Origin of the sequence: Butyrivibrio proteoclasticus P6B7, assembly GCF_000622085.1 — a bacterium.
Classification (GTDB): domain Bacteria; phylum Bacillota; class Clostridia; order Lachnospirales; family Lachnospiraceae; genus Butyrivibrio; species Butyrivibrio proteoclasticus_A.
On record NZ_KK211397.1, the window covers coordinates 37,994 to 60,575 of the forward strand.

The 22,582-nt window shown below is 43.0% G+C and carries 17 protein-coding genes; 16 read left to right on the plus strand and 1 reads right to left on the minus strand.

Translation table 11 applies throughout. From position 1 onward, the window contains the following. Window positions 1–82: 82 nt before the first annotated feature. From htpG to T541_RS20960, 4 genes are all read left to right on the plus strand, one after another. Complete coding sequence (gene htpG, locus T541_RS0117890; RefSeq protein WP_026653944.1) at window positions 83–2,173, plus strand: molecular chaperone HtpG; 2,091 nt, start codon at window positions 83–85, stop codon at window positions 2,171–2,173. A gap of 549 nt (window positions 2,174–2,722) precedes the next feature. Next, window positions 2,723–3,214: a hypothetical protein gene (locus T541_RS0117895; protein ID WP_026653945.1), complete on the plus strand. Its 492-nt coding sequence runs from the start codon at window positions 2,723–2,725 to the stop codon at window positions 3,212–3,214. Between the two features lie 3 nt (window positions 3,215–3,217). Next, entirely contained in the window at window positions 3,218–4,366 is a 1,149-nt protein-coding gene (locus T541_RS0117900) for a hypothetical protein (protein WP_026653946.1), read from the plus strand. Between the two features lie 50 nt (window positions 4,367–4,416). Further along, entirely contained in the window at window positions 4,417–5,331 is a 915-nt protein-coding gene (locus T541_RS20960) for a hypothetical protein (protein WP_051538349.1), read from the plus strand. 97 nt (window positions 5,332–5,428) lie between these two features. Here T541_RS20960 and T541_RS0117910 read toward each other — a convergent pair whose 3' ends face one another. Beyond that, the gene (locus tag T541_RS0117910) at window positions 5,429–6,211 is read right to left on the minus strand and encodes a formate/nitrite transporter family protein (RefSeq protein ID WP_026653947.1); all 783 of its coding nucleotides are present in this window, start codon (window positions 6,209–6,211) and stop codon (window positions 5,429–5,431) included. A gap of 298 nt (window positions 6,212–6,509) precedes the next feature. Between T541_RS0117910 and T541_RS0117915 the strand changes: the two genes are divergently transcribed. The 12 genes from T541_RS0117915 to T541_RS0117970 all read left to right on the plus strand — a co-directional run bounded on the left by T541_RS0117915 (window position 6,510) and on the right by T541_RS0117970 (window position 22,581). Continuing rightward, entirely contained in the window at window positions 6,510–7,214 is a 705-nt protein-coding gene (locus tag T541_RS0117915) for an ABC transporter ATP-binding protein (RefSeq protein WP_026653948.1), read from the plus strand. An 11-nt stretch (window positions 7,215–7,225) separates the two neighbouring features. After that, entirely contained in the window at window positions 7,226–8,995 is a 1,770-nt protein-coding gene (locus T541_RS0117920; protein ID WP_026653950.1) for an efflux RND transporter periplasmic adaptor subunit, read from the plus strand. 13 nt (window positions 8,996–9,008) lie between these two features. Beyond that, window positions 9,009–10,217 (plus strand): ABC transporter permease, encoded by a 1,209-nt coding sequence (locus T541_RS0117925; protein WP_026653951.1) that lies wholly within the window; start codon window positions 9,009–9,011, stop codon window positions 10,215–10,217. Between the two features lie 8 nt (window positions 10,218–10,225). Beyond that, on the plus strand, window positions 10,226–11,443 hold the full coding sequence (locus T541_RS0117930) for an ABC transporter permease (RefSeq protein WP_026653952.1): 1,218 nt from the start codon (window positions 10,226–10,228) through the stop codon (window positions 11,441–11,443). A gap of 55 nt (window positions 11,444–11,498) precedes the next feature. Then, complete coding sequence (locus T541_RS0117935; protein WP_026653953.1) at window positions 11,499–15,083, plus strand: DUF5717 family protein; 3,585 nt, start codon at window positions 11,499–11,501, stop codon at window positions 15,081–15,083. 12 nt (window positions 15,084–15,095) lie between these two features. Next, window positions 15,096–16,397, plus strand: a complete 1,302-nt coding sequence (locus tag T541_RS0117940; protein WP_026653954.1) for a DUF5716 family protein — start codon at window positions 15,096–15,098, stop codon at window positions 16,395–16,397. A gap of 2 nt (window positions 16,398–16,399) precedes the next feature. After that, a complete protein-coding gene (locus T541_RS0117945) occupies window positions 16,400–17,254 on the plus strand; it encodes a hypothetical protein (protein ID WP_026653955.1) in 855 nt (284 codons plus the stop codon). Then, on the plus strand, window positions 17,251–18,444 hold the full coding sequence (locus T541_RS0117950; RefSeq protein ID WP_026653956.1) for a hypothetical protein: 1,194 nt from the start codon (window positions 17,251–17,253) through the stop codon (window positions 18,442–18,444). The genes T541_RS0117945 and T541_RS0117950 overlap by 4 nt, the downstream gene beginning before the upstream one ends. A 138-nt stretch (window positions 18,445–18,582) precedes the next feature. Beyond that, window positions 18,583–20,028: an amidophosphoribosyltransferase gene (gene purF / locus T541_RS0117955; protein ID WP_026653957.1), complete on the plus strand. Its 1,446-nt coding sequence runs from the start codon at window positions 18,583–18,585 to the stop codon at window positions 20,026–20,028. Window positions 20,029–20,295: 267 nt separating this feature from the next. Further along, window positions 20,296–21,213 (plus strand): radical SAM protein, encoded by a 918-nt coding sequence (locus T541_RS0117960; protein WP_026653959.1) that lies wholly within the window; start codon window positions 20,296–20,298, stop codon window positions 21,211–21,213. A gap of 48 nt (window positions 21,214–21,261) precedes the next feature. Then, a complete protein-coding gene (locus T541_RS0117965; RefSeq protein WP_026653960.1) occupies window positions 21,262–21,570 on the plus strand; it encodes a hypothetical protein in 309 nt (102 codons plus the stop codon). A 3-nt stretch (window positions 21,571–21,573) separates the two neighbouring features. Then, entirely contained in the window at window positions 21,574–22,581 is a 1,008-nt protein-coding gene (locus T541_RS0117970) for a leucine-rich repeat protein (RefSeq protein WP_026653961.1), read from the plus strand. Window position 22,582 lies beyond the last annotated feature (1 nt).

The window sequence follows — 22,582 nt, forward strand, 5'->3', positions numbered from 1 at the left end:
TTAGAGTCAGCAATACTACCAGATTCTGGCAATTACCAATATTTGCAGAATTCAATAATACTAAATAAAGGGAGTGAGAATTATGGCTTCAAAAAAGGGAAATCTTTCAATTAACAGCGAGAACATGTTCCCAATCATCAAGAAATGGTTGTATTCGGATCATGATATTTTCTACAGAGAAGTAATTTCTAATGCGTGTGACGCTATCACCAAGATCCGCAAGATGGATATGATGGGTGAGTACACACTTCCAGAGGGCTTCAAGCCTCGCGTGGACGTTGTGCTCAATGATAAAGAGAAGACAATCAAGATTACTGATAACGGTATCGGTATGACAGCAGAAGAGGTTGAGGAGTACATCAATCAGGTGGCTTTTTCTGGTGCTACAGACTTCCTTAACAAGTATAAGGACAAGGCTAATGCAGATCAGATCATCGGTCACTTCGGTCTTGGTTTCTATTCAACATTTATGGTATCTGATTATGTAGATATCGATACACTTTCATATAAGTCAGATGCTGCATCTGTACACTGGACCTGCGATGGCGGCTCAGACTTCGAGATGTCAGATGGCGACAAGACTACAGTTGGTACTACAATCACACTTCACCTTTCAGAGGACTGCCTTGAGTTCTGTAATGAGTACAAGGCTAGAGAAGTAATTGAGAAGTACTGCTCATTCATGCCTTATGAGATCTATCTTTCAAGAGAGAACGAAGAGGGCACTGAGACAATCAAGGAATCAGAGAAGCGCGATGACGATGTAGTTATCGAGACTATAGAGCCTGAGAAGAAAGAGGCTAAGGAAGGCGAGGAGGCTAAAGAGGAAGAGACTAAGCTCAAGATTAAGAGACGCCCTCAGCTTCTTAACGACACACATCCTCTTTGGGCTAAGACTCCTAAGGACTGCACAGATGAGGAGTACAAGGAGTTCTACAGAAAGGTATTCCGCGATTTCAAGGAGCCACTTTTCTGGATCCACCTTAACATGGACTATCCTTTCAACTTAAAGGGTATCCTTTACTTCCCTAAGATCAACATGGAGTTTGAGTCAATCGAGGGAACAATCAAGCTTTACAACAACCAGGTATTCATCGCTGATAACATCAAGGAGGTTATTCCTGAGTATCTTATGCTCCTTAAGGGCGTAATTGACTGCCCAGACCTTCCTCTTAACGTTTCAAGATCAGCTCTTCAGAATGATGGCTTTGTTAAGAAGATTTCTGAGTACATCTCCAAGAAGGTTGCAGAAAAGCTTGCAGGTCTTTGCAAGACAGATAAAGAGAACTACGATAAGTACTGGGATGACATCAGCCCATTCATCAAATATGGTTGCCTTCGCGACGACAAGTTCTGCGAGAAGATGACAGATTACATCCTCTTTAAGAATCTTGATGGCAAGTACCTTACAACACCTGAGGCTCTTCAGATTAACAAGGAAGCTGAAGAGGCAGCGGCTAAGGAAGAGGCCACTGATGAGAATGGCAATAAGGTAGAGGCTGAGGTAGTAGACGATAAGAAGGAAGAGAGCGCAGACTCCAAGGAGGAGAAAGAGCCTCGTACAATCTACTACGTAACAGACGAACAGCAGCAGAGTCAGTACATCAAGATGTTCAAAGCTCAGAAGATGGAAGCTTTCATCATGAACCACTCAATTGATGTACCTTTCATGCAGCAGCTTGAGTCTAAGAACGAAGGAATCTCCTTTAAGAGAATTGATGCTGACCTTACAGATACCTTCAAGTCCAAGACTTCTAAGAAGGCAGCAGCTGAGCTTGAAGAGAAGGAAAAAGAGCTGTCAGAGAGAATCAAGAAGGCTCTTAAGAACGACAAGCTCACTGTTAAGCTTGAGAAACTTAAGGACAAGAAGATGTCTTCAATGCTTACAGTATCTGAAGAGTCAAGACGTATGGCTGACATGATGAAGATGTATGCTATGAACGGCATGGGTATGGACATGAATGCCTTTGCTAATGAAGGTCAGACCCTTATCCTTAACGCTAACCATCCTCTTGTTGAGTATGTAATGAACCATGAGGATGATGACAATACCAAGATGATCTGCGAGCAGCTCTACGATCTTGCCCGCATCCAGAACGCTCCACTTGAGGGCGAAGCAATGACCAAGTTCGTTGCAAGAAGTAACGAGATCATGATGGTTCTTGCTAAGTGATTTATTTGAGTAACAAGTTGTATAGCATATGATGTTAAATAGTTGCTTTGACAACAACATCATACAGTGAATTATTAACTGAATTTGTAATGCGCATGATCCTGAGACACAAGGTCATGCGCATTTTTTCGCTTTCCCGCGCGCTGCTGCGGCATTCCACGGTCTCGTTGACTTGAAATCTGTTAGTGACTGGCGCAATGCGGGGCGCTATGGCATTATGAGTTGTATGTGGGCTTACGGTAATGTGGAAGAAATTATCTGATTTACCGTAGTAAAAGTTGTGTGCAATTGAATTCCATTACGGTATAGGAATGATAACGTGTGTTATATGCCGTAGTATGCGGTGACAAGAGATTTTGTGACTACGGTAAAGATTGTGTATTTATCTTAATATACCGTAGGAATAACCATATTACGACAAGGTAGCTCTTGATTTATTTTTGAAAGACTGCAACATTTCCTTACCATCATCTGTGTTAATAATAGAGACTGGTAATAACAGACATAAGTCTGTGGATTGGGACATAGATGAAATGGAGGGGAAGTGGTATGAAGAGGACTCTGATAAGAATAGTTAGTCTTATGACAGTAGCTTTGTTACTGTCTAATTGCGGGAGTCAGAGTAAAGAGATACCTGTTGCAGGAGATGAACTTGTTGGAGTAAATCTGTTTAATTGCTTAGATGTTGTTGATAATAAGTGTGAAAGCATTGACCTGCTATATGTAAATAATGGTGAGATGTGTGTGGCTGAGTATTCAGTTGGTGACGAAATTGTTGTTTCCGGGAAAACCATTGAGGGCGACAAGGCTACTGAACTTACCAATCTTATTATTTTATACAGCCAGACAGTTGATGCAGGCAAGGATGATTATTGGCCAGACAGCGATGAATATCCGGCAATGATAGATTTGTTTGGATATAAAGTTGATTATATACATGAGGGCCAATCATGTTATATGAATGTGAGTGGAGGGCTTACTAAGCCAGAGGGCTATGACGAGTTTATATCACAGATAAAAGAAATAATAACTGAGGAGTAAGACATGAAAAGAAAGCTTTGTTTAATGTTAGTGGGAGCAGTACTTGCAGGAAATCTGACAGGATGCGGATTCTTTACTACAAGTAGCAACAAATCTCTAGAAGACATCATGGAGGAAGCAGAGAACGCAGATTCAGTAGATTTTGCTACAAAAGAAGATACAGAAGAGAAAGCTGATGCAGAAGAATCTGTAGAAGCATCTACAGAAAACAGTGTGGAAGAGCAAGAAAACAATGTTGAGGCTATTTCTTTTGATGACAATGCCCTTGAAAATGTTATGGTTGCCATTGATAAAGCAAAGAGCTATGAGGAAGCAGCTTATACTGGCAACGACCAGAATTCAACCCAGGCAGATATGACAGAGACTTCTGCAGATGTAAGACAGATGTGGGAAAACACCATGGATGCAATCCTTATGTGTGCTGTAGATGGAGCAGATGAGAATACTGATATGCTGGCTTTCCAGGGCGACTGGGAAGAAAAAGTTGAGAATTACATCAAAACCAAGGTAGCAGCCATGGGCGGCGGAAGTGCCAGTGGTATGGATGAGAACGAGCTTTATGCAGATGCATACAAGAATAGATGTTATGCACTTTACAGAGTAATCTTTAGAGAGCTTGAGACAGAAGAAGTTATCTATGAAAACGAAGAAGAATACATCAAATTCTCAGTCTATTGGCCAGCTCAGGAAGTTCGCCAGGAGTACAAAACTTTTATAGAAGAGAGGTTTACTGAGGAATATATAGAGGAAGGAATGTACCAGAAGGCATGGTTCCTTGATGCTGACAATGATGGAGAGCTTGAACTTGCCGTTTCTTCAATGTATGCTACTCCAGAGTCAATCTGGGATATTGAGGATGGTGAAGTTGTTCTACTGGCACAGTATGAGGGAACAGCTCTTAATCTAATGGTTACCTATGTAGGCGAGACTGCTTATGTTTGCCATTGGGACTGTTCACATGGTGGAAGAAAGTACTACAACTTTGAAAAGTACGAAGGCTACAATAACATGACTGATGAGTTCAGACTTGAGGCAATTTTTGAGGACTCAGATAACTACGATGAGAACAGCACATTCAACTTCAGAGATGAAGCCATAACCATGGAAGAGTATGAAAACCTTGTGTTTTATTACACATATGAGCGTGGATGAGACACTGGATTTTGATATTTAAATAAATTAGAAAACTGGAGGAGTTTAATATGAAAAGATTAAAAGCATTATTAGTGATGGGACTTTCACTTAGCATGACACTTACAGCATGTGGAAATGTAAATCCATCTGAGGAGACAGAGAGTGTTACTGAAATCGAGGAAGAAGATACAGAGGAAGTAACAAAGGATTCAGAGAATGAAGACGAAGAAGATGAAGAAGAATCCGAAGAAGATGCTGAAGAAAGCGATGAAGATGAGGAACAGGCAGATAGCCAGGAAGATGTAGAAGTTAAAGAGACTGTTTATGAAGTAAGTGATGATGTTAAGGAACGTCTTGAGGCACTTGATTCAGATTACAACAAGGTTAATTGGGACTATGTAACTACACCGTTTGATGATGAGGATATTGTTATTTCTACAGTAGTAGCTAAACATGACACTGTTTATACTGTTTTTGTAGGCATTACAAATTTGCATGATGAGCAGTATGATATTGAAGCTGAAGGTCTATTGAAGGACATTTCAGGAGACAAAATTGAAGATGAAGAGGTTTATCTCTATGATTACAGTATCGGATCTGGAAACACCATCATCAAAATGATTAACACACAAGAACCAACTGATGGTGAAATCGAATGGGATGACGATGACATTCATGATGCTTATAGAGATGAATTTTGCCCATTCACAATTGATTGGACAATGCCAGAGAATACAGAGGACTTTGATGGAGAGTTAATTGATGTTGAAGTTAGCTTAGAGGAAGCAATTTATTCCTTTGATATCCAGTGCCTTGTTCTCGATGAAAATGGCAAAGTAATTGGATATGGTGTTCAAGAGATAAGTGATAATGAGGAAGAAGTTTATAGTGATCAAATTAAACTCAATGCTCTTCTTGATCTAGATGTTCAAAGAGAAATGGAAGATATAGCAATGTTCTCTAATCCAACTGTTGTTGATTAAAACTAAAAAAGCTTCGCACGTAATGTGCGAAGCTTTTTTGACCACGAGCGAGATTAAAACGCCGACGTCAAATCCCAGGGCCGAGCCATAGTATCCATCATTTACGAAGGTAGATTGCGTGGTACATTGCACCGACGCACACAGCACCACCTATGATGTTACCGATTGTAACAGGAATCAGGTTGGTGATGAAGAACCCTACGAGGGAGAGGCCTTCTGCGGGTATGTTGTAGAAGTGGGAAGACAGAAGGCCCGCTGGAATAAAGTACATATTAGCAACGCAGTGTTCAAAACCGCAGATTATAAACAACATAACAGGAAGCCAAAGAGCAAATACCTTGCCTGCAAGTTCATCAGCTGCAAAAGAGCACCAAACAGCCATGCATACAAGGACATTACAAAGGATTCCACGAAGAAGTCCATCGGAAAAAGAAATATTGGACTTGGTAACAGCAGTGCTTACTACTAAGTTAGCAAGATCATTGTTGCTGAAAGTGTAGATGTGACTATAGGTTGCGATGGCAGCAATAATAAATCCGCCGATCATGTTTCCAAAGTAAACGATAACCCAGTTTCTAAGCATCTTAAGAACTGTAGTCTTCTTAGAAAGAACTGGAATAGAAATAAGACAGTTTCCTGTAAAGAGCTCAGCACCTCCAACAAGTACCATAAAGAGGCCGATTGGGAATACAACTGAGCTTATCATTCTTCCAGTAGATGGGTCAGGGGCACAACAGCTGGCAATCTGACTTCCAAGACCGCCAAGGGCGATGAAGGCGCCAGCAAGAATTCCAAGTAAAAGAGTTTTCATAAAAGGCAGATCAGCCTTTTTAGTTCCAACATTTTCATAAGTAGCAGCTATTTCTGCAGGTGATTTCATACACATTCTCCTTAACTTCAAAACAAAACTTTTTATACTTTATATAGTATACCATTATATGATAAAACACAAAATATTGTGGTTTTCAGAATGCCCTATTTTAGGGCAACGAAATGATTTTATAAAAAATTTATTATATTTACAAGGTTTTTTCACAGGAATAGTGTCAGAATATTATTGATGCTTTTTAGCAAAATCGGTGTAAAGGTGTGATAAATCAGTGTTTTCCTTTACAAACGTCTGAAAATTTAATAATCTAAATGAAGTTGGGTAAACACTGAATGTTTGAGGTTGTGTAATGAAAAAGTTAGTAGAAATCAAGGATGTATGTAAAATATACAATCCTGGGGAAAACGAGGTAAGAGCCCTTAACCACGTAAACCTCATTATCGGCGAGGGTGAATTCGTGGCGATCATAGGTCAGTCGGGATCTGGTAAATCAACGCTTATGAATATGCTGGGCTGTCTTGATACACCCACAAGTGGAAAGTATTATCTCCATGGCCAGGATGTTTCTGATATGACGGACGACGAACAGTCCGATGTCCGCAACAGAGAAATTGGCTTTATCTTTCAGGGATTCAATCTGATCCCGTCACTTACAGCATTTGAAAATGTAGAGCTTCCTCTTATATATAGAGGAGTTGGCAAAAGAGAAAGAAGCAGACTTGCAAACTACGCCCTGGACAGGGTTGGCCTGGGTAAAAGAAAAACCCATAAGCCTAATGAGATGTCTGGTGGACAGCAGCAGAGAGTTGCTATTGCAAGGGCTATAGCTCAGGCACCGCCAATACTTCTTGCGGATGAGCCCACAGGTAACCTGGATTCAGGTTCAAGTAAAGAGATAATCAGCATTATCAAAAGACTATACGCAGAGGGCAGAACGGTTATCATCATTACCCACGATCCGGGAATTGCCAAGCAGGCTAAGAGAATCATCACCATATCTGATGGTGAGATCCAGAGCGATATCATGAATCCGGATTACGTGGAAGTTTCATAAGGGAGGACAACATGGCCAAGGATAAGAATAAAGAAAAAGAGACCATTGTATATAGTGAGATTGATAAGAAAGAGAACGGATCAGAAGAGATGAAGAAAGAAGAAACAAAGACTGCATCAGAGATTAAAGATACAGCTGAGAGCAAAACAGAAGAAGCTAAAGACGTAGCAGAAACATCAGAAGCAAAAGAGAAAGAATCAGATAAGAAAGAATCAGATAAGAAAGAATCAGATAAGAAGGATTCCGATAAGAAAGAAGACAAGAAAGAGCCTGAAAAGCCAGTATACGAGGACTACGAGGAAGACGAAAAGGCTGGCAAGAAAAAGAAGAAATTCAAGCTTAAGAAAAGATACATTGCCCTTTTAGTTGCAGTTCTTTTAGTATTTTTCTTTATTTCAAGAAGTATGGCTGCAGCTAAGAATGCAGTTACCTATGTAACAGTAGATACAGTAGGTCTTGGCGACATTGAGAACATTATCTCAGTTTCCGGAACAGTTGAGAGTTCAGAGTCCATCACAGTATTCTCAGAGATCACAGCTCCAGTAAGCAAGATCAATGTGGAGGTTGGTGACAGAGTAAGCGCCGGGGATATCCTTATGACTTTTGATGAAGACGCTCTTGCCCTTGCCAAGCAGACAGCTCAGCTTGCCATCACACAGGCTAACGGAACCTATTCAAACACAATGACAGCTGGCGCTGCTGATGCATCCTATGCTGAGGGCATGACACCAGAGCAGATCAATGCAAGAATTGATACTATCCAGTCCCAGATTGATACCCTTAACAACCAGATCACTGAGAAGCTTGCAAGAATGAATCAGACCTTAAAAGAGCTTCAGCAGGTTGCCATGGATATCAACCAGAATGGTATTCAGGATGGAACAGCAGAGAGCGTTCTTGATGGTAACGACGGATACATCACAAGAACAGAGAGCGGCAACAGCGAAGATGAGTTAAGCGAAGACAACAAGCAGATGGCTCTTGCAGTTCAGGAGTCAATCCTTGAGGTTCAGTACGCTATTAACTATGACCCTGAGATCCAGGGCTGGAAGAACCAGATCACAGCTCTTGAGGAGGAAAAGGCACACCTTCAGAGCGCTAAGGCAGCCAATGTGACAGATGGCGCCAAGAGCGCAGCTTATGCTTCAAAAGAGTCAACAACCATCACTAACGAAGATACAATTGCCAAGATCGAAGAAGTTGAAGGCGGAATTGCAGCAAACTTTAACGGCGTTGTAACTGCAATCCCTGTTGTGGAGGGAGCTACCGTGGCACCTGGAACACAGATGATCACAGTTGCCAACATGGACAAGATCGAAGTAACAGTACAGATCTCAAAGAGCGATATCACTAAGATTGCAGTTGGACAGCAGGTTGACGTTACTATCAACGGCAAGGAGTATGCAGGACAGATCACCAAGATCTCTGGCGCTGCAACCAAGAACAGCAACGGCGTAGCAGTAGTTGATACAACAGTAACAGTTACAAACCCAGATGATGGAATCATTCTTGGAGTAGAAGCAAATAACAAGATCCATGCCCAGAAGGCAGAGAACACCATCGTTCTTCCTTATGAGTATGTTCACACAGATTCAGAGGGCGACTTCGTATTACTTCTTGTAGATGGTCTTGTACAGAGAAAGAACGTAACAGTAGGCATTTCATCAAGCACAGAGGCTCAGATCGTAGAGGGCGTAGCTGAGGGAGATCAGATTATCACATCAGATGCAGATATGCTGGTTGAGGGAAGCCCGGTATTTGTAATGCCAGAACAGGGTTAAGCTTTAAAGTAATATGGGAAAATTAGGCGAATACATAAAAAGTGCAGTTAAGCACATCATAAGTAATGGTTACAGAACCCTTATGACCATGCTGGGAATAGTAATTGGTATCGCTGCAGTTATCGCCGTCGTTTCTCTTGGTAATGGAATGACCGCTTTTGTTCAGGACCAGGTTAACGGCATTGCAGGTAACTACGGTATTATCAGCATTGATTCCAAGAAGACCACAGAGAAGCTCACTCCTGCAGATATGGAGCTGTTGGAGGAGCAAATGCCAGACATCAAGGGCGTATCCCCTGATTCCTCCGGCTATGGCAAGGTAAAGGGCACCAAGGGAACCTATGAGGTTCAGGTCTATGGCGGAACAGAGTCCTTCCAGTATGCCTTTGGAAATGAGGTCGTGGAGGGTAACTATTTTACCAAACAGCAGGTGGAAAGCGGCCAGAGAGTATGCGTAATGCTTCTGGACGATGCCAAGAAGCTCTTTGGTACAGAGCATGCAGTTGGCATGCAGGTTGATATCACATTGTACGGAAGTACACAGACCTATACTATTGTGGGACTTCGTGACCATATGAACGAGATGTACGAGTTCCTTATGGAGGGGCAGGATTATTATGCTCAGATTGAGATGCCCTACACCTCCATGGGTCGTGACTATGGTTATTATACAGATCAGTTCTACGAACTGGTTATCTTTGCAGATCAGGGAATCCTTAATGACAAGGTTGATGAGGCAAAAGAGATCCTGACTAACGTTCACGGACTTAGAGGCACCAATGGTCTTACAGCCTACAGTATGGCTGACTTTTCAGAGCAGCTTAATTCAATCCTTGGCTATGCATCCACATTCCTTCTTCTGGTTTCAGTTATTTCGCTGCTTGTAGGTGGAATAGGTGTTATGAATATCATGCTGGTATCTGTAGCAGAAAGAACCAGAGAAATTGGAATAAGAAAATCCATAGGAGCCAAGACCGGCGCCATTATGACGCAATTTTTGGCGGAGGCTGCCATCCTTACCTTTATGGGAGGTATCATTGGCATCATCCTTGGAATAATTGCGGCACATATTATTTGTACCACTATCGGCTTTGACGTTATCATCACTCCAACTTCCGTTTTGGGAGCAGCATTTTTCTCTATAATGATAGGTCTTTTCTTCGGAATCTATCCAGCGAGGAAGGCTGCCAAGATGAGCCCTATCGAAGCACTTAACAAGTAGGAGTCAAAATGGGAACTTTTGGTGAATATATAAAAAGCGCGTTATCCAGTATACGCAGCAATAAGGGCAGATCTTTTTTAACTATGCTTGGTATCATTATCGGTATAGCTGCCGTTCTTACAGTGCTTATCTTAGGTGATGGCATGAAGGCAACTGTTAACAGCGAGATGGATTCTATAGGAGCAGCAACAGTTTCAGTTTCCCTCGATGTGACCAAGACAGATAAGACCTTTTCTAAAGAAGACTTTGATCTGATCGAAGAGAATATAGACAACATCTACGGAATCTCCCCTTCCATTGGTAATTACTTAGGAGAGGTCCACACCAAGAACCAGGTCTATGACCTTTTAATGACTGGTGGATCAGAAGCCCTTATAAATCAGGGCCAGGTTAAGATGCTTCACGGAAGATATTTTAACAAGAACGATGTAAAAGAAGGCAAGCTGGTGTGCGTTATCAGTAAGAGCGCTGCCATGAACATATTTGGCTATGAGGAAGCTGCCGGAGAGACACTGCCTATTACAATGGCTGATATGACTGCAGAGTTTACTGTGGTTGGTGTAAGGGATGACAATACCATGGATACAGCCTATGCCAGCTATTATGATGATCCAATGTTTATGGCTGAGTGTCCATATACAGCCTACGAAAGTGGATTTGGCTTTTATCTGGACGACTATTTTACCAGCTTTACTATATACATGGACAACGACTACAAGAATTCAGTTCTTGCAAAGGCCAGATCAGTAGTTGAGAATATTATGGACCTTAGAGGAGAGAATGCAGTTAAGATCAGCTCCGGCTATGGTTTTGACCAGACCACAGAGACTATCCTTAATATCATTACCTCAGTAGTAGCCATAATTGCAGCCATATCTCTTTTGGTAGGTGGTATCGGTGTTATGAATATCATGACGGTTTCCGTTACAGAGAGAACCAGAGAGATCGGCATCAGAAAGTCCCTGGGAGCAAGGACTTCATCTATCCTTACCCAGTTCCTTGCAGAGGCTGCCATCCTTACCTTTATTGGCGGTGTTATCGGCCTTCTTATGGGCCTTGGCTTTTCATACCTTATCTGCAAGGTCATAGACTTTGTATTTACTGTTAATCCGCTTCTTGTTATTGCGGTTTTAGTAGTTTCATCTTCCATAGGTCTTTTCTTTGGAATTTATCCTGCAAAAAGAGCTGCAACTCTTGACCCAATCGAAGCACTTAGAATGGAATAATTGGCCCCACCTATGGTATACTATTAGATATATTTTTTGTTTTTTGGGGTGAATCGTGAGAGAAGTTATTAATGCGCTGCTACAGGGGAAATATGAATTTGCGGAGAGAAGCCTGGACTTTTCTGCGCCCAGAATAGAGTTATCTCTATCTCAGGGCGAGGTGGCAAGTGGCACCTTCACTATTTTCGGGCCTGAGGGCAGACCTGTAGACGGCCTTATCTTCTCATCAGATGTGCGTATGGAGGTTATTACCAAGGAGTTCTCCGGATCTCCCTATGAAGCCTCCTATAGATTTGATTCAATTGGATTATCCCAGGGCGATGTGCTGGAGGGATACTTTAAGATTATTTCTAATCAGGGAGAATATCTGCTCCCATACACTGTCAATGTAAGGCAGGATCACATTGCATCCAGCCTTGGCGACATCAAGAATCTTTTTCACTTTGCCAACCTGGCTAAGACTGATTGGAAGGAGGCTGTCAACCTCTTTTATTCCCATGAGTTTATTTCAATATTTAGTGGCAATGAAAGCCAGTACGAGTCCCTTTACAGGGGCCTTTCAATGGTGCATGACAACGAGCAGAATGTTGAGGAATTCCTGATTGCCATCAACAAGAAGCAACCCGTTAATTACATCCTTGATCAAAAAGAGCTAATTGTGGACTTCACAGGTCTTTCCCACGATACAGATGTGATCATTTCAAGAAATGGCTGGGGCTATGTACACCTTGATACCAAGGTGGAAGGCGACTTTATCGTTCCTGATAAGACCACCATCACTGAAGATGACTTCACTGGAAGTTCCTGCCACATCAAGATCAGGATCAAGACTGACAGACTCCACGAGGGTAACAACTTTGGAAGGATTACCTTCTACAATGCCTTTGTTAAGGCAGAGCTTCCTATAACTGTGGCAGTGGATCTTACTGGCATGCACCCTACAGCAGATTACCAGGAAAAGAAAAAGCTTAAGATCCAGCTGGTAAGAACCTATGAGAACTTTAGCTGTAAGAAGATAACATCAAGGGCATGGCTCTCTGAGACAGGCAAGATCATCACCAAGATGAATGCCATAGATGACAAGGACTTAGAGTTCAGACTCTACACAGCCCATTACTACATCACTGCAGGAAGAGTCAACGAGGGTAAGTGGCTTTTAGACCAGGCAGCAAGGGAGTGTGAAGCTGCCAAGGGCGATACTTACTACAGCTACTACCTGTATCTTTCCAGCCTTTGCAGTAGAGAAGACAGCTATATCAATGACATTTCAGAAAGACTTGAGGGAATATTCCGCAGGAACCCAGATAACTGGCGCATTGCATGGCTCCTTCAGTATGTTTCTGAGGACTATACTGTAAGCTCCTCCAGCAAGTGGATCATGATGGAGCAGCAGTTCTCCTATGGATCAAGGAGTCCTATCATCTACCTTGAGTCCATGAATATATTAAATGAATCTCCTTCAATGCTGACCAAGCTTGAGGAGTTCGAGCTGTACGTTCTTGAGTACGGCGCTAAAAGAGGTATCATCAGCCTTAACCTTATTGATCAGATCGTATATCTTTCTGTAAGGGCAAGGAACTTTAATAAAAAGCTCTTTAACATCCTTAAGAGCTGCTACGAGACTAAAGAAAATGATGAGATCTTAGAAGCAATGGTATCACTCCTTATAAAGGGCGGTATCACTGATAAGTTCGCCTTTGAATGGTATGCCAAGGGCGTTGATAAAGAGCTTAGGATCACAAGACTTTATGAATACTACATGATGAGTATCTATACTGATGAGGACGGGCTTCTTCCCTGCGAGATCAGTAAGATGGTGCTCATGTATTTCTCATATCAAAGTAACCTTGAATATGACAAGAATGCTATTCTCTACAGATATATCCACGAGAATAGAGAGACCTACCCAGAGCTCTACGAAAGCTACATGCCTCAGATAGAGAAGTTCCTTATGGGACAGCTGGATAAGGGCAGGACCAGCAGAGATTTAGGATACCTGTACAAGAACCTTCTTACCAAGCAGATGGTGGATGCAGCCAATGCCTCCAAGGTTCTTAATGTAATATACACATCAGAGATCAGGTGCGATGATCCAAGGATCTGCAGCGTATGCGTTATCTACGATAAGTGCGAGGATCTGATGCGCTATCCAATGACCGAGGGAAAGGCCTATGTTCCTCTTTATGGAAGCGACTTTGCAATCCTTTTGGCAGATCATGAGGACAATAAATACGCAGCCAGCATTCCTTACAGCAACGTAAGACTCATGCTTCCTGGTAAGATCGCAGGCTATGCTATTCCTTATATCCAGAAGGGCAAGGAGAACCTGGATCTGTTCCTGTGTGACCTTGGTAAAAATGCTTACACCATTGATATGGACAACGTAGGCAGATACAGAGATCTGGCTGCTTCTGAGATTGTTCGCAAGAAGTGCAGAAATGAGATCAGGAACAATCTGGTAAGATTCTACTATGACAATGACTTTACAAGACAGCTCACAGAATACCTGATGGCTATTGAGGTTACAGAGCTTACTAATAATGAGAGAAATGAGATATTGGAGCTCATGGTAATGTCTGGGCTCTATGACAAGGCCTATGAGTGGGTCAGAACCTTTGGAACCTACGGCACAGACCCTAAGGTTATCTTAAGACTTTGTGACAGACTCATGGACAGAGACCAGTTTGAGGGAAGGGACCCGGAGACTGAGATTGCTTATTATGCCTTTAATAATGGCAAGTATGATGAGCAGCTTTTAGGATATCTTGTTAACTACTATCAGGGAACCATCAAGGAGATGCGCAATATCTACAAGGCAGCCATATCCTTTGGCCTTGATACCTATACTCTCTGTGAGAGAATGCTTATTCAGATGATGTACAGTGGCTCCTACGTTGGAGAGAAGGTAGACATCTACAGAAGCTACGTACAGAACGGCCCCAACACCGATATTGAGACCGCCTTCCTTTCACAGAATGCCTACGACAGCTTCGTTCACGGAAGTGTATCTGATGGCTACATCTTTGAGAGAATTGAAAAGCTTGCCCTTGAGAACATCCCACTTCAGGATGTATGCAAGCTGGCTTACCTTAGATACTATGCAACTGAGAAGAGCTCAGAAGAAGTGTTTAACGAAGAGGTGGCAAAGAGCTTCTTGCGAAGCCTGATGCTTAAGAATATCTACTTCCCATTCTTTATGGAGTACGATGAGCTTTTGCCAGATATGGTTCAGTTCCTTGATAAGACAATGCTCGAGTACAGGACTAAGCCCGGTACCCACTGCGTACTTCACTACAGACTGGATCAGGATCCTGACAATGAGTATCAGTCCAAGGATATGCTGGAGATGTATGACGGCATCTACGTATGCTCTTTTGTCTTATTCTTTGGAGAACAGCTTCAGTACTACATTACGGAAGAGGGAGATGGTGAGAGCAGCGGTGCTACAGAAAGCGGAACCATCTCAAAGAGTGATATAACAAAGAGCCAGCTCATTGGCAGATACAACATCATCAACGACATCATGATCGGTGAGACTCTGCAGGATTACAACACTGTGGATAAGCTTCTTTCTGAGTATTCAGAAAAGAGATACACCTGTAACAGGCTCTTTTACCCAATAGAAGATACAAGCAGATAAAGGATACAGACTATGCTTTTAAAGAATTCATCAGCAAAGCGCTTTGTGCTGGGATATGATCTGGGAGATAAGGTCTCTCAGATAAGCTTCCTTGCCTCCGATGCAGACATGCCGGAGACACTCTCAGTACTGGCGGGAGCAGAACTTTATAATATTCCCACTGTCCTTTGTAAAAAGAAGGACGTGAATCAGTGGTTCTACGGCAAAGAGGCTGTAAGACACATTGATGATGGCGATGGCGTCCCTGTCTATGCGCTTGTATCCGCGGCAAGGGAAGGAAAGCCAGTGAAGGTGGCAGATGCTGAGTATGACCCCATAGCTCTTTTAACACTGTTCATTAAGAGAAGCCTGTCACTGTTGTCCATGGAGTTGTCTCTGGACCTGGTGGATTCCATTATGTTCACCACCAAGTCACTGGATCACAGAATGGTACAGGTCCTTAATGCAGTGACGGCCAATCTGGAGCTTAAGACAGAGAATATTTACTACCAGAGCCATGAGGAGAGCTTCTACAATTACATGCTGTATCAGCCAGATGATCTGTGCCAGCATGGAATCATGGCCTGCGACTATGATCTTGAGGATCTTACAGTTTATGAGATGAGCTTTAACCACAACACCACCCCTGTTGTGGCAACTATAGATTCCACAACCTACGATGATCTCTATGTTGGTAAGGAGGGCTTTCCTAAGGATGCAGCTCTTTTCCACAAGACCTGCGACAAGCTGGATGATGAGTTCCTGGCCATTGTTCAGAGACATTGCAGCGAGAAGATCTTCTCAACTATCTACCTTCTTGGAGATGGCTATAAGGAGAAGTGGCCTAAGAGGTCCCTTGAGTATCTGTGCAGAACAAGGCGCGTGTTCCAGGGTAACAACCTCTTTAGTAAGGGAGCCTGCATAGCAGCAAGAGAGAGGATCCGTCCCACAGAGGGAGTGGGCAGATTCGTATACCTTGGTGAGGATAAGCTTAAGTCCAACCTGGGAATGCAGGTACTTAAGTGCGGAACAGAAGTGTATTATGCCCTGCTTGATGCAGGCGTTAACTGGTTTGAAGCTCAGAAGGATTTTGACATTATCATGGATCCAAGCGGGATCCTTAACATTCAGATAACACCACTTACCGGCAAGATGCCAAGGGTGGTGCAGTTCTACTTAGATGGCCTTGAGAAAAGACCTAAGGGAACCACAAGACTTAAGATAGACCTGTACATGAGCTCAGTTAATGAGGTGGAGGTCAAGGTGACAGACCTTGGCTTTGGGGAGATTTTCCCTGCAACGGGCAAGGTATGGGAGCAGCATATTGAGGTATGAGTATGAGTAAACCGATTCTTTGTATAGGTACATATGCCAAAGAACCTTTCCAGATCGAAAGGGTGGGAAGAAATGTATATTGCATTGAGGAGCTGTGCTATGTGATGGTGCAGAACGCCTTCCTTTTTGATGAGGAGAGCATTGGACCTGACATGTTCGACTGGATCGAGAGGGAGTGCTCACTGGAGAAGCTTGCGGACGACCTTAGGAGCATGTACGCCAAGAAGTGTTCCATGGCATCCCTTGCAGGTACCATCCTTGATTATGCAGGCTACAACACCAGACAGGAAATAGATCACACAGAGGAAGTTCTCAGGGAAAACGCTGGAATGGACATTTACAAGAAGAAGCTGTCCAGAGCGGATTTCCTTATGAAAAATGAAAGATACAGCATGGCCTTCAAGGAGTATGAATTTCTTTTACACAATACTCCTGACATCGACAGGAAGATCAAGGCTAAGATCGAGCACAACGAGGGCGTGATGTATGCAAGGCTCTTCTTGTTTGACAGAGCCAGGGAAATGTTCCTTAAGGCCTACGAGGATGGCAGGAATAAGGAGTCTTACCTTCAGTATCTGGCTGCCATGCGTATGTCCCTTTCGGATAAAGAGTATGTTTCCTACATCGCTGATAACGAGGATGCCTACGATGCTTCTCTTACGCTGGAGAAGCGCATGAATGAGGCAAAAGAGCTGTATTCAGCCAGCGAGGATAACCATGTACTTGGTACTCTTTCAGTGTTTAAGGCAGAGGGCAAGATGCATGAGTATTACGAGCAGGTAGGAAATATCACACAGAAACTTAAAAACGAGTATCGAGACATTGTCAAAGACAAAGTGGGGAGTAGCGTAAGGTGAACTTTTTAGAGGGGTTATTTGGCAAATCAAGGGAAAGTGAATTCCAGAAACAGGCTGAGCTTGAGAACTGGAATGATATCGTCTATACCAGAAAAGATCTTGATATGGACGATCCGGTCCAGAGGCGCGAGTACATCAACAGCTGTCTTCAGCAGATGGAGGAAGCTGCCAGGGAACTTGATGCTCTGGAAATAGAGTATAACGACGTTACTAGTCATCTCCGTGATATGGAAGAGATCAATGCGCTTCCTAAGGAACAAAGGGCGGAGATAGATGAGTGCGCCATGAAGATCCTGGAGTCCCAGGAACAGCAGGATAAGTTCAACAAGAGAAAGAACCGCATGACTGATGCGGAGTTTGAAATAATGGAAAGGCTCCATTCCGAGGCAAGCGATGGTATCAAGAGGCTTACCGAGGCTGAGGGCTACCAAAAGAAGATCAAAAACGATCTTAAGAGGCTTGATGGTGAGCATGAAGCCTATCTTTTCAGGGAGGAAGAGCTCCTTAACGCCATAAGTAATGGTAAGAAGCTGATCACCATGATTGGAATAGTCCTGGTGATTATTATCATAGTTCTTTTGACCCTTCAGTACGGCCTTGGTCTTAACGTGGTCTATGGCTATATGATTTCGATTCTACTGGCCGCAGTGGCTATTACCCTTTTATATGTTAATTCCACCAATGCGCAGCTTGAGCTTAAGACGGTCCGCAAGTCCATCTCAAGGCTTATCATGCTGCAGAATTCAGTTAAGATCCGCTATGTGAACAATACTAACCTTATAGATTATCTCTGCCTTAAGTACAGAGTTATGAATTCAAAAGAGCTTACATCCATGTACGAAAGGTATATTCAGGAGGTTAAGGAGCGTGCGGCCCTTGAGGATGCTGAGAGGAATCTGGATGCCAACCAGAAGGACCTTGTTTACATCCTTCGCCACTATCGTGTTAAGGATCCTGACATCTGGCTTCATCAGGTGGAGGCCCTTGTTAACCACAACGAAGAGGTGGAAATCCGCCACAGTCTCAACGTTCGTCGCCAGTCCCTTCGTAAGCGCATGGAGTATAACCGCGACATCGTAGCCGGCAATGCTAAGCTTGAGATTGAGGATATGGCCCGTCAGTATCCTAATTACACACAGGAAATCCTGGATATGGTTTCCCGCTATGAGGAGCGTTATCCGGATATGTAAAAATAGTTTTCTCCAGCCTCTAAAGTTACCATAGTGGCTGGAGATTTTTTGTGATTATAGTGTTGTCAGAACGGGGAGTAAATGTTATTATTTCCTTGTTTGTGGCATAACATTTTGTGTTATAGATGAGGAGATTAAATGGGAAGTTTAGGTAGGACTGAGAATTACAAGCGCCTCGGTGAAGAGTGCGGAGTTTTTGGTATGTACGACTTCGACGGCGGTGATGTTGCCGAGTCCATTTATTATGGACTTGTATCGCTTCAGCACAGAGGGCAGGAGAGCTGCGGTATCGCAGTTAGTGAAACGGAAGGCCCTAAGGGAAAGATTAACAGCTACAAGGATATGGGCCTTGTCAATGAGGCTTTCACACCGGATATTCTTGATAAGCTTAAGGGTGATATCGGTGTTGGTCATGTTCGTTATTCTACAGCAGGGAGCAGTACGAGAGAGAATGCACAGCCCCTGGTTCTTAATTATGTAAAGGGTACCTTGGCTCTGGCCCATAACGGTAACCTTGTCAATGCACCAGAGCTTCGTAAAGAGCTTGCATATACTGGTGCCATTTTCCAGACTACAATTGATTCTGAGGTAATTGCATATCATATCGCAAGAGAGAGACTTCTTTCACAGTCTGTTGAAGAAGCTGTTGGACGTGCTATGCTCAAGATAAAGGGTGCGTACAGCCTTGTTATCATGTCACCTCGTAAGCTCATCGGAGCAAGGGATCCATACGGCTTTAAGCCACTTGTAATCGGAAGAAGAGAGAACTGCTATATCTTAGCATCTGAGACCTGCGCTCTTGATACCATCGGAGCAACCTTTATTCGTGACGTCGAGCCTGGCGAGATCGTAACTATCTCACCGGAGTACGGCATTCAGTCTAATAAAACAATGTGCCTTGAAAAAGAAAAGCACGCACGTTGTATCTTTGAGTATATTTATTTTTCCAGACCAGACAGTAATATAGACGGAGTCAGTGTATATGACGCCAGAATCGCAGCAGGTAGATTCCTTGCCAAGGATTCACCAGTTGATGCGGACATGGTTGTTGGTGTACCTGAGTCAGGTAACGTGGCAGCTCTTGGCTATGCCCTTGAGTCCGGCATTCCTTACGGACAGGCATTTGTGAAGAACTCCTACATTGGTAGAACCTTCATTAAGCCAAGACAGAAGAACCGTGAGTCTTCCGTTCAGGTTAAGCTCAATGCACTTAAGAGCGCTGTTCAGGGCAAGAGGGTCATCATGATCGATGACTCCATCGTTAGAGGAACCACATCAGATCGTATCGTAAGAATGCTTCGTGATGCAGGAGCCAAGGAAGTTCACATGAGAGTATCATCACCACCATTTTTGTGGCCATGCTACTTTGGAACGGACGTACCTGCAAGAGATCAGCTTATTGCCTACAACAGAAATGTTGATGACATCTGCAAGATTATCGGTGCAGACTCACTGGCTTACCTCAACATCGAAAGACTTGAGGAGATGGTTGGTGGCAACCTTGGAATCTGTAAGGGATGCTTTACAGGTAACTACCCTGTAGACCCTCCTAAGGAAGATATTAGAGGCGAGTTTGAGCAATAGGCAGATGAAAATACATATAATCCTGTGCTTGCACAATGGATTATATGTATTTGAAGATGTAATGGACATGAGGAAAGAAGAAATACGAACGAAGTGAGTATTTCGATTTCCGAATGGACATAGCATGGCGAGAACGAAGTGGAGCCGTGCGTTATTGCGTAGTACATCAGAATAATTACTAGATTATCCCAGCTGCCGTAAGTTTATCATGCGGCAGCTGAAATTAATGAATGGACATAAAATGTGTGAGTGAGAGATTTTTCATGGATGAATAAGACTAAGGTCATAGATCTTTTTGGAAAAGAGATTACTATTAAAAACTACATATGCGCTAAGGACGGCGGGCAGTACATGGAAAAGCCCGAGGATCCTAAGCTGCAGTTTTCGATTATTCCTACAGAGGTCTGCGGCTGCAATTGTCCCTTCTGCTGTGCCAGGGATTCAATGCATGGACGGAGCCTTGATATTGAAAGACTTAAGACAGTTCTTTTGTCACTTCAGGAGAGGAACCTAATCCGAGGCATTTCCATTTCAGGTGGAGAGCCATTTACGGATGTCACGCTGCTTAATGAGATCATTAACCTGTGCTTTGATGTATGCGGAACTGAGGTGGAAATGTCCATCAACACTAACGGAAGTGGCATAGGTAGTGTGACTAAGATAAAGAACTATGAGCATATTGATGCCATCCACATCAGCAGGCACCACTATGATGATGCTAAGAATGCGGAGCTGTTTGGCGGGAAAGTGCCTACCACCAGTGAGATAAGAAAAGTGGTGGAAGAGGTGCCTTTTAAGGACTTGTTTGTGTTTAACTGTATTCTTCTTAAGGATTACATCGGCAGCAGGGAGGAGGCCCACAGATTTCTTGATTACGCTATAGATGTGGGAGTTCACAAGACTGGCTTTATCACTGCCATGGAGGTCAATGACTTTACAAGGGGTCAGCGTGTGTCCTACGAGGATATAATATCCAGGGAGGATGAGAGATTTCTTTTTACCCAGTGTTTTAGAGACTTTGAGACCTGTTGTTGTCAGCACGGAATATACCATAACGGGGCCGGTCAGATCTGCGAGTTCTACGGAAGGCAGACCAAACCTGGGACTATAGATTATGTTAGAGGCCTTGTGTATGGGGCAGACAATTACCTTCGTACAGGGTACGGCGGAGAAATCATTATATAGATAACTGGATATCAGATAGAATACGGAAGTTTCCGGAAAGGGACTTAGATGGAAGAAAGAGAAGTTTATGAATTCATTCAGAAGATAATAGATGGCGCTCAGGATTCCAAAAGCGCAGGGTATGCTATTTTGGGAGTTGCAGGGATCATATCAAGAGAGCCCTACAACAAAGAACTGGATCAGAAATTAAGAGATCTTGCCTTTGGTCTTATAGATAAGGATCTTAAGCTTAATGATTACAAATCAGCTATAACGGGGAAAACTATTGGCTGGAGTGCGGTAGTAAATGCAGCTGATAAGCGAAGATATGAGATGCAGAGACGAGAAGAAGAACGAAGAAGATGTGGGTGGTGCTAAGCTATGTTTATGAAATCAGATGGGGATTTTCTTGTCCTTGATGACACTATCGTTTTGTATAAGGGCAAGGGACCAAAGGTGGTATTTCCGGCGGTTATTGATGGCCATAGGATCAAAACTATCGGTAACGAGGTTGTAAGCGGAAGAACAGATATAGAGGAAATAGTGGTTGAAAGAGGCATAGAGGTTATCAATACTCTTTCCTTTGAAAGACTTCCTGAGCTTATGAGGATTCAGTTACCGGATACATTGAATCATATAGGAAGACAGACTTTTGCTGAAGATCATAAGCTTAGCCAGCTTGATTTTATGCTGCATCTGTCAGAGAGTGAGTACAAGGAACTCTTAGAGGACAGCTGCGGCGGATCTGAGGGGCTTAGGGTTTGTGGTTCCTATATTAAGAAATTTGATTTTTACAAAGCTCTTAAGGAGGCACCCATTGTTGGTACCTTTATGTTTAAACCTGTTACCCAGCTTGATAAGAAGGTAAGGACTCTTGTGGCTATTCAGAGACTTGATGTTTACAGAACTATAACCACCAATATAGATCTGGTTGGTGGAGATAGCTTTGAATTCTTTAGCGAAGCGGAAGTTGATAGAAATGATATCACAAGGAAGATAGCTCTTTTGCAAAAGAAGGAGTACATAAATCCTGATACTGCTGATGTGGACAGGTACAATGATCAGCGTTTGAAAAATCATGAGGTATTCAGGGAGCCAAATACTATGCTTCCTTGCTTCCACGAAGACAATGTGTCTTTTGAAAACGGAGAAGTCATCGTAAAGATCGAGATGCTTATTGGAACCTTTTACTGGAACAGCGTAAGAAGGGTGGTTGTACAGGGGAAGAACTATTATTCTGTGGACAGATATTATCTTACGGATGAGGAGTTCCAGTCATATCGCAGAAAGAGAAGTGGCATATATTTTGATGAGAATGGCATTGAGGTTTCAGATCCAGCAAGGATAGAGGCTATTGATCTTAAGAGTAGTGTTTTGAATTATATGTGAG